At 54.7% G+C, this 10320-nt stretch carries 16 protein-coding genes; 5 read left to right on the forward strand and 11 right to left on the reverse strand.

Annotated elements, in window-relative coordinates:
* Nucleotides 1–231, forward strand: a 231-nt coding sequence (locus AC3XQU_RS22430) for a hypothetical protein (protein ID WP_489876380.1), incomplete at its 5' end; no start/stop codon positions are given.
* 107 nt (nucleotides 232–338) lie between these two features.
* On the opposite strand, the gene AC3XQU_RS22435 is transcribed toward AC3XQU_RS22430, so the two are convergent.
* From AC3XQU_RS22435 to AC3XQU_RS22445, 3 genes are read right to left on the reverse strand one after another with little or no spacing between them, the layout of a single operon-like run.
* Nucleotides 339–1031: a hypothetical protein gene (locus AC3XQU_RS22435; protein WP_489876381.1), complete on the reverse strand. Its 693-nt coding sequence runs from the start codon at nucleotides 1029–1031 to the stop codon at nucleotides 339–341.
* A gap of 17 nt (nucleotides 1032–1048) precedes the next feature.
* The gene (locus AC3XQU_RS22440) at nucleotides 1049–1645 is read right to left on the reverse strand and encodes a hypothetical protein (RefSeq protein WP_489876382.1); all 597 of its coding nucleotides are present in this window, start codon (nucleotides 1643–1645) and stop codon (nucleotides 1049–1051) included.
* Complete coding sequence (locus tag AC3XQU_RS22445; RefSeq protein ID WP_489876383.1) at nucleotides 1642–1848, reverse strand: helix-turn-helix transcriptional regulator; 207 nt, start codon at nucleotides 1846–1848, stop codon at nucleotides 1642–1644. The genes AC3XQU_RS22440 and AC3XQU_RS22445 overlap by 4 nt, the downstream gene beginning before the upstream one ends.
* 280 nt (nucleotides 1849–2128) lie before the next feature.
* On the opposite strand from AC3XQU_RS22445, the gene AC3XQU_RS22450 reads away from it, so the two are divergent.
* Entirely contained in the window at nucleotides 2129–2386 is a 258-nt protein-coding gene (locus AC3XQU_RS22450) for an Ogr/Delta-like zinc finger protein (RefSeq protein ID WP_489876384.1), read from the forward strand.
* Nucleotides 2387–2396: 10 nt separating this feature from the next.
* Nucleotides 2397–2591, forward strand: coding sequence for a hypothetical protein (locus AC3XQU_RS22455; RefSeq protein ID WP_489876385.1), 195 nt, complete (start codon nucleotides 2397–2399; stop codon nucleotides 2589–2591).
* Between the two features lie 92 nt (nucleotides 2592–2683).
* Here AC3XQU_RS22455 and AC3XQU_RS22460 read toward each other — a convergent pair whose 3' ends face one another.
* Together AC3XQU_RS22460 and AC3XQU_RS22465 are read right to left on the reverse strand one after the other, a co-directional pair.
* Complete coding sequence (locus tag AC3XQU_RS22460; RefSeq protein ID WP_489876386.1) at nucleotides 2684–2989, reverse strand: ribbon-helix-helix domain-containing protein; 306 nt, start codon at nucleotides 2987–2989, stop codon at nucleotides 2684–2686.
* 70 nt (nucleotides 2990–3059) lie between these two features.
* Complete coding sequence (locus tag AC3XQU_RS22465) at nucleotides 3060–3704, reverse strand: division plane positioning ATPase MipZ (RefSeq protein WP_489876387.1); 645 nt, start codon at nucleotides 3702–3704, stop codon at nucleotides 3060–3062.
* 86 nt (nucleotides 3705–3790) lie between these two features.
* Between AC3XQU_RS22465 and AC3XQU_RS22470 the strand changes: the two genes are divergently transcribed.
* Nucleotides 3791–3928 carry a hypothetical protein gene (locus AC3XQU_RS22470; RefSeq protein WP_489876388.1) on the forward strand — a complete coding sequence of 46 codons (138 nt, stop codon included), beginning with the start codon at nucleotides 3791–3793 and terminating at the stop codon, nucleotides 3926–3928.
* Between the two features lie 948 nt (nucleotides 3929–4876).
* Entirely contained in the window at nucleotides 4877–5665 is a 789-nt protein-coding gene (locus tag AC3XQU_RS22475) for a replication initiation protein (protein ID WP_489876389.1), read from the forward strand.
* A 167-nt stretch (nucleotides 5666–5832) separates the two neighbouring features.
* Here AC3XQU_RS22475 and AC3XQU_RS22480 read toward each other — a convergent pair whose 3' ends face one another.
* The 6 genes from AC3XQU_RS22480 to AC3XQU_RS22505 form a co-directional block, all read right to left on the reverse strand.
* Nucleotides 5833–6123: a hypothetical protein gene (locus AC3XQU_RS22480; protein ID WP_489876390.1), complete on the reverse strand. Its 291-nt coding sequence runs from the start codon at nucleotides 6121–6123 to the stop codon at nucleotides 5833–5835.
* 2 nt (nucleotides 6124–6125) lie between these two features.
* Nucleotides 6126–6338, reverse strand: a complete 213-nt coding sequence (locus tag AC3XQU_RS22485; RefSeq protein ID WP_489876391.1) for a hypothetical protein — start codon at nucleotides 6336–6338, stop codon at nucleotides 6126–6128.
* The gene (locus AC3XQU_RS22490) at nucleotides 6335–6610 is read right to left on the reverse strand and encodes a hypothetical protein (protein ID WP_489876392.1); all 276 of its coding nucleotides are present in this window, start codon (nucleotides 6608–6610) and stop codon (nucleotides 6335–6337) included. The genes AC3XQU_RS22485 and AC3XQU_RS22490 overlap by 4 nt, the downstream gene beginning before the upstream one ends.
* A 745-nt stretch (nucleotides 6611–7355) precedes the next feature.
* Nucleotides 7356–7817 carry a hypothetical protein gene (locus AC3XQU_RS22495; RefSeq protein ID WP_489876393.1) on the reverse strand — a complete coding sequence of 154 codons (462 nt, stop codon included), beginning with the start codon at nucleotides 7815–7817 and terminating at the stop codon, nucleotides 7356–7358.
* 55 nt (nucleotides 7818–7872) lie between these two features.
* Nucleotides 7873–8271 (reverse strand): type II TA system antitoxin MqsA family protein, encoded by a 399-nt coding sequence (locus AC3XQU_RS22500; RefSeq protein WP_489876394.1) that lies wholly within the window; start codon nucleotides 8269–8271, stop codon nucleotides 7873–7875.
* Nucleotide 8272: 1 nt separating this feature from the next.
* On the reverse strand, nucleotides 8273–8575 hold the full coding sequence (locus tag AC3XQU_RS22505) for a type II toxin-antitoxin system MqsR family toxin (RefSeq protein ID WP_489876395.1): 303 nt from the start codon (nucleotides 8573–8575) through the stop codon (nucleotides 8273–8275).
* Nucleotides 8576–10320 lie beyond the last annotated feature (1745 nt).

A 10320-nucleotide genomic window follows, 5' to 3' on the forward strand; every position in this document is an offset into this window, starting at 1 on the left:
AGGCCTGCACCTGGTGTGGCCAACTGCAACGCGCCGGCGCCGGCGGCGGAGGTTCGCCCTGGTCGATATCGTCATCTCGGGCTGCAGCGCGCGATCGGCACGGCCGGCAGGACCCACCAGGCCAGCCAGCTGCTGCAGCGGCGCGACGCCGGCGCGCACCTGGTCGACGCCCTGCTCGGCCGCGATGCTGCCGCTGGCCCCAAACCGGTCCTGAAGCAGTTAGCCTACTAGGTACAGGCTTGGCGATCGCTTATAGCAGCGAGGGCAGAAATGAAAACGAAGCGATAGACAATATCGTCAGTCGCTTCGTTATTAGTTGCGGAAAGGATCGGATAGCGTTACAGCTTTACATTCCCGCTTTTAGTATCAAGCTTTTCTTTAGCCTGCCGAATTTGGATAGGCGACATGAGATCTTGATTTTTAACGGGGCCAAGGTCAAGCAGACCAATCTCGGAAAGATACGGCCTCGTCTCTCCTTGATATGCATGAACTATCGCTTTAAGTTCGTCCGAAATAATTCTTCGTGGAGTGTATTCCAACGACATCGGGTCATCGCTACCTGCATCAACCGCCATTGCAGCTGCAATGCGTTCTCCGCAGTCAGCAAGAACCGTGTACGCATTCATTACAGCCCACGCATATTCAGCCTGTCTGTATTCAACTCGATAAAGGCTCGCGTCTATGGAAGCGTTAATACGTTCGGCTTCCGTATTAGCCTCAAGCTGTTGCAATAGAACACCGCATTCTTCGAGCGCACATTCACTGTCGCGTATTGCGGACAGAGCTTCGCTTACCTTTTGATTTTTTACACCATTCGACAATCGAAGCTCATCGGCCAAAGCCTGCTTCGCGGTATCTCGCTTGGCTTGATGACTATTTATCTCACCCTGTAATGCAGCGACATTTTGCAGATGCTGTGCATAGTCCTTTTTCGGACCCTGTTCATAGGTTTTACGCGACTTTTGCAAAGCTGTATTTGCAGCCTCATATGTCGCTTTAGCCACTTCTAACTTCTGTTTCAGATTCGTCATGCTAGTTCCAATAATGGTTAAGGGTTAGATTTCTTAGCAATTACCGAAAACAGTTCATGAGCTTGATGGAATGAAGCCAAGGCCTCATCCAGGTCACCCCAAAGCCTACCCATCACGCCACGCAATGCTTGTAAATCGAGCGTGATGTGCTGCGAATCATCGTGAAGATCCAGCGTCAGATATGCAAACATGCATGCCATATCCCTTGCGCGCTGTACTGCGGCCTCGGCCGATTCAATTTTTTTCACGTAGACATCAGTCTGCGCTTTTTCAGTACTTGAGACTGGTGGAATGGAGGGGAATTTATCTACAGGTGGGGCGGTAACATTTTTCATACAGATCTCCTTCGTTGCGTTAATCGCTTCCCGGTTCCAAACGGGAGGGCGGGCACTTGACGAGGTTGGAACCCGGTACGAAAAGAGACCGGTACGGCCGAAACCGTCCCCGCCAAGGCCCGCCCATTGAAGAAGGCGCACGAAGGCAATTGGACAAAAATACCGCCTGCTGGCGGATGTCCACCTCTCGATTTTCGGGGTTCCAAACCCGACCGCCTTTTTGTCAGCGGCACGCCCAGTGTAGCTGAAAGCCTGAGCGTTAACAATGCTGATCGTCATTGCCCGACCCTACCCTGCTCGGCAATCCAGTTCGCCACTTCCTCAGCTCGCCAGGCAGTAATCCTTGCAGATAATTTGATTGGCTGAGGGAACGTTTCGGCTTTGCAACGGCGCCACAAAGTACGAGCAGAAAAACCCACAAGTTGCAAGACCTGTGGTTGCCGAAGAAAGCCGGAATGTAATGGTAATGGCACGCTTTTCATTTGCTGTTTTCAGATTTTGCTAAAGGCCTGCATGACGCGATGTATCAACACCGGATTTCTCCAGCCCCTTTAACACGTCATATCGCGCCATGCAGTGCCATACGCACTTTGCAGTGAAACCCGCAACAAGAAAACGAAAGGTAAATGTGCCCGCTGCGAGCACATTTCAGCAGGCATCCAAAAGAGTTGTTTCGGGGATATAAACGCTTCTGTTCTGCACTTTTCAAGGCGACCCAAACAGGTGGCCTTTCATCCTGGAATTGCTCGGAAAATCATGAGTATGAGAATCATCATCGCCTGCCCTCATTGCGAGAGCAGGGCAATCGCGCGAAGCAGCAAGCTACTCAGCCTTACCCTTCGTGAGATTACTTATCAGTGTACGGACGTATATTGCGGCCATACCTATGTGGCCAATCTTGAAATTGTGCGCACTCTGTCGCCAAGTGCAAAACCGAACACGGCTGTTGATTTGCCAGTGCATGGCCGGCCCTTGCAGGCCAAAAGAAAGACCTCAGCGACTCCCCCACCTAATCCTTAAGAGAAATCGAATGAAGAATACCTCCTCCCTCCAACATGCCGTTGTAGAAGCTGCAGCTGAATTTACCGCAGCGCGTGAAAAGCTCATGAAGGCAGAACTGGCTTACAACCAGGCACTTCATGAAAACGCTAGCACGTTGAATGCTGTCGATAAAAGCAAACAACAGAAGTTCTCGTCAAACGTCCCGACTGTGACCGACTGCTAACTCGATCCCGCAAGCCTCTGACCTTCAGAGGGCTTGCGCGGCTGGCGGCACTGTAACTGCCGCCCTTCCCTCCCCGCCCTACCCTAGAACAATCACCCCTCAAACTTCGATACGGCCAAGGCGATGAAGGCGGGCCGGCTGAGTCCGCCCAGATCGGCCCGCTTGCGATCCATTGCTTCAATGACTTGGTCAGGCAACGTCAAACTGATAGCCGTCTTGCGGCTGCGGCTCTGGGCCTTCGCTGAGTCCTGGGCGACTGGTGCCGGCGCCACTGGTGCGCCGCTTGGCGACGATGCATGCGCATCCGGTGCACCGCTGATGAATCGTTCAATGGCAGCCTCGTTTCCCGGTTGGGCAGGCATGGATGGCTTGGCGATGATACGGCTATTTCGACTCATTTTGACATCTCTTTAATATTAAGTTGACCCCATCTTGATATCAACTAAATATCAAGATGATGTAATTTGATTAGGCTGTAGTGATGAATTCTAGGAGCGCCGCAATTTCGCGCCGCAGCACCGGATCGGCGCCTTTGAATTCGCTGACATGCTGCCCAGCCGCGCTCGCATGGGCTAAGGACTTGCGATCGCCGATCGACACAGGCGAGATCTGGTAGCCGTATCGGCCAATATCCTCGATTGCCTGTTTGTTGTCCGCGTCCTGATTGGCCGGGTCAGCCTTATTCAAGAACGCCAGAACTTTGAAGTCGCGCATGGCCTGCACCTCGCGCACCAGGGCAGCCATGTTTTCGAAGGCCCATACGTCGAAAGTCCGCGGAGCGAATGGGATCACCAGGACGTCGGCCACCGACAATGCAGCACGCAGTGAGCCGGAATCCTTTGCCCCTACATCGATCACAACGTCATCGAACATATCGGCCTGCAGCTTTACCTGTTGTCGCAGGGTTTGCCCTTCCGATAGTTCACAGGCAGCAATTCCTGACAGCCCACTATTGGCACGTACGGTGAGGGCCAGCAGCATGGACGTCTGATCCCCATCTCCATCAACCGCCCAAACTCGGCGGCCCTTGAGCGAGAGGCCAGTTACCAGCTGCACAGCTGTAGTCGATTTACCGATTCCGCCCTTTTTGTTCGCCACTACATAAATCGCCATGTAATCTCCCAGGTAAGTTAAAACGATATCGTGATGATTGTATGTAGATATCGAGTTGATATCAACTAGATATTAAGATGATGCAAATGAGCTTTAAGCAGTTCGCGGCAGGCCGCCGATCGCGTGCTGCTGCCCGGCTGTGGATCCCGCCGCGTGCGCACCTGGTCGCTGCGACGCACCGGCGCCGGCCGCTGCTGCAGCTGGCCCACCAGGTGCAGGCCTAGCGATCGCTCGCCGCCTCGAGCACGACGTCGACCAGGTGCAGCCGGCGCGGCCGGCACGCTGCTGGCCAGCGGCGCCGATCGCGCGCTGCAGCCCGGGTTGTGGATCCCGCCGCGTGCGCACCTGGTCGCCGCGGCGCGCCGGCGCCGGCCGCTGCTGCAGCTGGTCCACCAAGTGCAGGCCTGGCGATCGCTCACCGCCTCGAGCATGACGTCGACCAGGTGCAGCGCCGGCGCGGCTGGCATGCTGCTGGCAAACGGGCTAATCGGCCCCGTACGCCATTTGAGGCAATGAAAGTGGGAATCCGTCGCGCGACTCAAGAAAATCGCGCTTGAGCCCGCTCATGCGGTTCTGGAGGCCTTCTGAGTTCTTTCGGACGTTTTGCGTTTTGGTGAGCCACATTGGCCGCTATCGCTCGCTCTCTTCTTCCTGGAAGACCATTCACCCGCTGCATACCACCTGCACATCATCACGCCATGTAGCGGGCCGCCGGTTTGCCGGCGGTGAGGCGGTAGGAGCCGGCCCGGTAGGGCTTGGCCGCTTGCGGCCAACTCCGTAGCCCGCCGAAAGCATGGCGTGATTCAGCGGCGGTTGTATTCTGTGGTTTTGCTTACGCGCCTGGGCGCGTTCTAGCCCGCTTGCGGGCTGTCGATAATCAGGAGGGGAGCCGGCTTGACCGGGGAACCTCGCGCAGCGGGGTGCCCGGCCATAGGCCGCTTTGCTGAGTTTCCGAGAGAGGTTGAAGTCGAATTTCCGCGCATGCGGTTTCTTGTTTTTTGTTTCCCTGTTTCATTGTTTACAAAGATTCGGACATTTTCCGGGCTGGCTCGGACATTTTCCGGGCGAGCCGGACATTTTCCGGGTCTTATCCACATTCGGACAGTTGACAAACAGTGTCCGAAAAGCTCATACTCGGACACTGTTATTTGAAAGTCCGGATAACCCGGGCTATGTCCGAAAAAGGGAGCAAGGTGAAGCTACAGCACGTTCATAAACTCGACGCCGAACAACCGATGGTGGAGCTGCAGGTGAACATGAGCAATGCCCTGACGCGCAGTGCTCATGGCCTTTCCTTGGCAGAGAAGCGCATCGTGGCCGCGTGTATTGCCAAGACAGACCAAATGCCGAATATGACCCATGTACGCGAGCGCGGCGCCTGGTCGGTTCGACTTTCCGCTGCTGACTATGCCGATACCTTCAATGTCGACATGAATACGGCCTACGAACAGCTTCAGGATGCGTCGGAGAACCTGTTCAATCGTTATATCCGTACCACGCGCAAAACGCGCAAGGGTGTTGAGGAATACAAATTCCGGTGGATCGGCAGTGCTCGGTATCACAAGGGGGAAGGCTGGGTTGAGCTGGACTGGTGGCATGAAGTGGTTCCGCACCTGTTCGGCCTGCGCCGCGAGTTCACCAGCTATAAGCTCAAGCAGGCGTCTGCCCTTCGCTCTTCCTATTCCTGGCGGCTTTTCGAAGTCTTCCAGTCGTGGCAGGACACCGGCAAGTATCAGCCGACTATCGAAGATTTTTGCACCGCCATGGATGTGCCCGAGAGCTACAGGAAGGATTTCAAGTCGATCCGCACCAGAGTAATCGAGCCAGCAGTAGACGAACTGATCCAGAAGAACAACATGCTCATTAAGTGGGACACGGTGCGCGCTGGCCGCAAGGTCATCGGCTTGGAGTTCAAGTTCAGCAGTAACCCGCAGCAGCGGCTGGCAGTCGATCCAGAGTAAGCACAAGTACCTCTATTCGGACATTTTCCGGGTTAAGGCAGCAAGAACTGATATCAAGTTGATGCATTAAATACATCAACTTGATATCATGTTGATTTCATGTTGATATTGTTTTTTACTTTCTCACATGCCAGTATTCGGACATTTTCCGGGCTATTGAGGCTTCATTAGTTTCTGTTTTGCAACCATTCGGTTGCTGTTGCCTCAGCATCGTTATAGGCCTGAGCTCGGAGATAAGCGAGGTAGGCATTGGCCGCGGTGCCCAATCCTTCGGACTGCTGCAGCCACCGTGTCCGCTCTGCATCGTTTAATCCGTTCCACCAGGCGATGCCTGCCACTTCATTGGCCACCACAGGGAATACGCCTCCCCCCACTTCCTCGCCCTCGTCCAGCAGCCGTACCTGCCAGCCGCCGCCCAAAGCAGTCGGACGTGGATTGATCTCGTAGGTGTACGCCATGGCTATTCGTCCTCGACGTCAATCTCGGGCAGGCGCCGACCGAGGCCAAGCTCGGCAACCATATGCGCGCGCTGGCGGTTCAGCTCGAGCGCATCCTCGGGGCTGCAGCGGCCAAGCTCAAAATCAATTTGCTTGATGCCTTCCTCGATCGCGTACCGGTGTTCTTCGGTCAGTTCGGTACCGGAGCCGTTGTCCTGGTCGTAGTGCGCTGTCATGCTGCGTTCCTTTCAAGGATGGTGGATTGTTCACGGTGCCACTTCGTAAAGTCGACCTCTGCATGGCGCAGGCCCAGGCCCTGGATCTCGACCAGGGCGGTTTCGATCTTGGCAAACGCCTTGGGATTCTGCCTGGCTGACCTTAAAGCGAATTCATGACGGCCGCGCAGAACAATTTTCCAACGCCGCCCATCGAAGCATTCGATTACCGCCCTGGTCACGGCATTGGTGGCCACCAAGGTCTTGGCCGTCTCGATTGTGACGCTTTCCATAGTTTTGTAGTTTCTAAAAACGCAAAGTGTTCGACACTTTAAGCAAAGTGTCGGACGGGGTCCAGCGAGGTGTAGGGCTTGAGTTGACATAAAAGCCGTTACACGCTGTGGCCAGCGAGAGTTCTTCATGACGTTGGCTTCCCATATACTGACCAGCACCCTAGCCCTTACTCAATGAAAAATGAATGTTGATGACGCCCCCAAACACGCAGCCGCATGCATCGCCCTGCTCGACTCCGGGAAACTTGCGGAAGCGCTTGCATACTGTGCAGATCAGCGCATCGACCCTCCCCAATGCTCGCTTACAGCTGAGTCGCCCAACGCGCATAAACTGCGCATGAAGGCTATGGATTATCTGTCTGACGAAGCCTGGTGGAGAAAGCGTCTGGCGATTGGTGCCAGGCGCGATATGGAAATGGCCCGCATGAGGCAGCAACGGCAATCCCCTCAAAACGACTAGTGGGCGATCGTTCTGTGTGAGCTAAGCGGAATCATGGGTGATCTCAATAGGGATCAGGTAGAGGTCGTGAAAGGCGCCGGCGGTGATCGCGCGCTGCAGCTCAAGCTGGAGAGATCGACCAGTACGCACCAGGCGCGGGGCCACGCCGGCGACTGTCCACCAGGTGGCCAGCGCTGCGGTTACAGGCAGCGGACGTCGAGCTGCGCAGAAAGTTACGTACTGACAAATAAAAGGGCCTCAAAGGCCCTTTTTTGCTGGGTGTCTAAAAACCCGGTTTATTAGACGCTACCTCAATCTCATGGTCGAGGGGAACTCCCAGGATTTGATGAGATGCTTAACTTCCACCGCATTCTTTACTTTTCGGCAACCTACTAGAGCGGCAGCAAGACCTGGTGACGAGTTGCCTCCTTGTGGAAGATGGGCTACCCAAAACCCAGACTCGTATTTTGCTTCTGCATCATTGAGTAACGTTGCATCTGGACGACGTGCTAACCGCATGAAGGCTTCTTCGTCAGGATCACATATAGGACGGCTAATCCGTGCACCGTCCGGGACTAACAGCACTGCATCCAGTCGCACGTTCGGATCCCGATACATAAATGATTGAGCCCAGAAATCGTAGTCACTAGCTGTCCTGACACTGCCTTCTAAAAAGCCTTGTTTTTTACCTAAACCGTAGGCGGTGGCTCCACAGATTAATGAGCAAATTAACACCAGTCCAACACTTCGCATTACTGTCATCTTCATCCTCAGTTCAATTTTTGTTTCGCTAAGGAAATTTTACCCTGATAACTCTAAATGATTAGCGAACTTCGTCCAACAGTTCAGGGTGGCGGTCCAGCAACTGCAGTAGCTTGAGGGTTGACACCGGAGGGCGGGTCTTTCCAGTTTCATAGCGCGAGAAGGCGTTATCGCCGCCGCCAAATATAGAACCGGCCTCGCGCTGATCCAATTTCAGCTTCCGGCGCACGTTCATGATGTAGACCGGATCGACCGTTTGGCTGTTCACCTGGCGTTGGAAAGCGCCGACCAGGTTGCTGTAGCGGTCGACCTGATCCTTATCCAGCGTGACCTCTCTGCAATTACTGCAGTGGTGTCCCGACACCTGAGGAATTACGGTTTCCTGACCTTTGTAGATATAGGGCATGTCGCGGGTGTCATGCACCGGGGACGATGCCCCGCACTCGGGGCAATTCTTCATTTCATAGCTCCTTGAAAGAAACGATTAGCAGGTCATCAATCACTGTCAACTTCACGTAAAGGGCGACACCTTCCGCTGATTCGCTGTGGTACACGTCCTGCCATATCCGGTGATTCGCATGGGTTGTCATGCTCTTGTAGAAGTGTTTCGTGGTGAGGGAAAGAACCACATCGCACATGCCCTGCAGGGTGTTGATACCGGCCTCGCGCGCGCCAGCGGTGGCGGTAGCGGTAGCAGTCACGCGGCCGGCTTCGATCAGGGTCTTGACGGTATGCAGTTTGCAGTGAGCGGTACGTTTTTCCATAGGCCCTATATTAACCTCTAAGGTTAATATTTGGCAAGTAGGCTAATGAAAAAAAGTTGTTGCAACCACGCCCATGCAGGACAACTACCTTAGTCGTGACGCTTTACTAGCGGGACGCCGGCGGAAACCCCACTAGAGGAAATCCAACTGCGGTTCGGGCCCAATGGGCTGCACCTTACTTGGAAATTGAAATGCTAAATTTAAACAAAGCAGCGCGCTGGGCGCGCATCGGGTCGGCCGTGGTGGCTAATGTCGCTCGGGCGGCGTACTACGTAGGACGTGGCTGGAAGATGTGGGGAGAGTGGCTAGGATGATCGGGAAAATCTAAGAAGACGGCAAGAACATCCCGCCGTCTTGTCGATTGGGCTTGAATCTGGTCACCGATCGGCAGCTTGAGATCTAAGTTCAATACCATAATGACCGCGATGCCCACCTCGACGTAGGACAGCACAGAGCGCATCAGGTGCCACGACCTGATGCATGCATGCCCATGGCCTGGTTGGCCCCACCCGAGACCATGGTGGTCCTCTCTACCCCCTTGCCACCCTTGGCGACTAATTCCGGCCTTAGCAGCTCGTATTCTCTACCTACCCCCTGGCCTCGGACAGCCCCTCCCCGCCTCCGGTCCATGTCGAGGGCCCTGTTCTGATGCGCCTACTATTCCCCTATCCAAGCCCACTATTACTGGCCTCTCTCCGGGTCTTGAGCGCCTGATTTTGATGCGGATTGATGCACGTACGGGGGCAATTTCAGCATCTGGTTGACGACTGAGAAGGAAGAGCGGGTGAAGGTCCCTTGAAGGCAGCACACAGGCAAAACTTCGTGGATTCGTGGATTAGGCGAAAACTACAGATAAGTCATTGATTTTTATAGGAATCGATTTCCATGGATTCCACGAAAAACCACTTTTCCACCAACAAAGTTCATGGATGAAAAATTAGGCAGATGACGAAAGTCATGGAATCCAGCTTAAAACCCGTGGATGGGTGCATGGAAGTCCCTTCTCTCTTCTTAGCCCTCTTTTCTTCTTTCTTTTCAATAACTTAGAAGAAGAAGAAGAAGAAGGGAGGGAACGTTGCAAAAAATAGAGTTCGTGGAAAAACAGGGGGACTTCATGGAATATTGCAGGGTGGTTGTGGGAGGTTTCCTCTCACCAATCAAGGACTTAGCTAAAAAACGCATCCTAATCCACGGGTTTTCTGCGCTCCCTGTACCTTGCCAGATCGGCTATTGGCCCGCCACCATACCGACCGCTACCAGGTCCGAACATAGGCTATTCAGGCATCTCAAAAATATACGTTAACTTGATGTAATGTAGTGTTGATGTATTGAGTACATCAAGTTGATGTATTAAAGACCTATGCAGAGTCACCTTACGTGCTTGCCGAGGTATTACAGGATCGACCTTTCACCAGCTGGCCAACTGCAACGCACCGGTGCTAACGGCGGAGAGGTTGGCCCTGGTCGATGTCATCCCGGGCTGCGCGCGATTAGCGCCGGCCGGCAGGATCCACCAGGCCAGCCAGCTGCTGTAGCGGCGCGGCGCCGGCGCGCACCTGGTCGATGTCCTGCTCGACCGCGAGCGGCCGCGGTGCTGCCGCTGGGAGTCAGCTGCCGTGGCGGTGGATCCGGCGAGCACCTGGCCCCCGCCCATCTTCTAGGCCTGCACCTGGTGTGGCCAACTGCAACGCGCCGGCGCCGGCGGCGGAGGTTCGCCCTGGTCGATATCGTCATCTCGGGCTGCA

The sequence above is a fragment of the Telluria sp. AZSoR62 genome (assembly GCF_058111565.1).

Excerpts from the sequence above, each read along its gene's own strand:
- AC3XQU_RS22435 (WP_489876381.1), bottom strand. The coding sequence starts at position 1,031 with ATGACGAATCTGAAACAGAAGTTAGAAGTGGCTAAAGCGACATATGAG.
- AC3XQU_RS22440 (WP_489876382.1), bottom strand. The coding sequence starts at position 1,645 with ATGACGATCAGCATTGTTAACGCTCAGGCTTTCAGCTACACTGGGCGT.
- AC3XQU_RS22445 (WP_489876383.1), bottom strand. The coding sequence starts at position 1,848 with ATGAAAAGCGTGCCATTACCATTACATTCCGGCTTTCTTCGGCAACCA.
- AC3XQU_RS22450 (WP_489876384.1), top strand. The coding sequence starts at position 2,129 with ATGAGAATCATCATCGCCTGCCCTCATTGCGAGAGCAGGGCAATCGCG.
- AC3XQU_RS22455 (WP_489876385.1), top strand. The coding sequence starts at position 2,397 with ATGAAGAATACCTCCTCCCTCCAACATGCCGTTGTAGAAGCTGCAGCT.
- AC3XQU_RS22460 (WP_489876386.1), bottom strand. The coding sequence starts at position 2,989 with ATGAGTCGAAATAGCCGTATCATCGCCAAGCCATCCATGCCTGCCCAA.
- AC3XQU_RS22465 (WP_489876387.1), bottom strand. The coding sequence starts at position 3,704 with ATGGCGATTTATGTAGTGGCGAACAAAAAGGGCGGAATCGGTAAATCG.
- AC3XQU_RS22470 (WP_489876388.1), top strand. The coding sequence starts at position 3,791 with ATGAGCTTTAAGCAGTTCGCGGCAGGCCGCCGATCGCGTGCTGCTGCC.
- AC3XQU_RS22475 (WP_489876389.1), top strand. The coding sequence starts at position 4,877 with ATGTCCGAAAAAGGGAGCAAGGTGAAGCTACAGCACGTTCATAAACTC.
- AC3XQU_RS22480 (WP_489876390.1), bottom strand. The coding sequence starts at position 6,123 with ATGGCGTACACCTACGAGATCAATCCACGTCCGACTGCTTTGGGCGGC.
- AC3XQU_RS22485 (WP_489876391.1), bottom strand. The coding sequence starts at position 6,338 with ATGACAGCGCACTACGACCAGGACAACGGCTCCGGTACCGAACTGACC.
- AC3XQU_RS22490 (WP_489876392.1), bottom strand. The coding sequence starts at position 6,610 with ATGGAAAGCGTCACAATCGAGACGGCCAAGACCTTGGTGGCCACCAAT.
- AC3XQU_RS22495 (WP_489876393.1), bottom strand. The coding sequence starts at position 7,817 with ATGAAGATGACAGTAATGCGAAGTGTTGGACTGGTGTTAATTTGCTCA.
- AC3XQU_RS22500 (WP_489876394.1), bottom strand. The coding sequence starts at position 8,271 with ATGAAGAATTGCCCCGAGTGCGGGGCATCGTCCCCGGTGCATGACACC.
- AC3XQU_RS22505 (WP_489876395.1), bottom strand. The coding sequence starts at position 8,575 with ATGGAAAAACGTACCGCTCACTGCAAACTGCATACCGTCAAGACCCTG.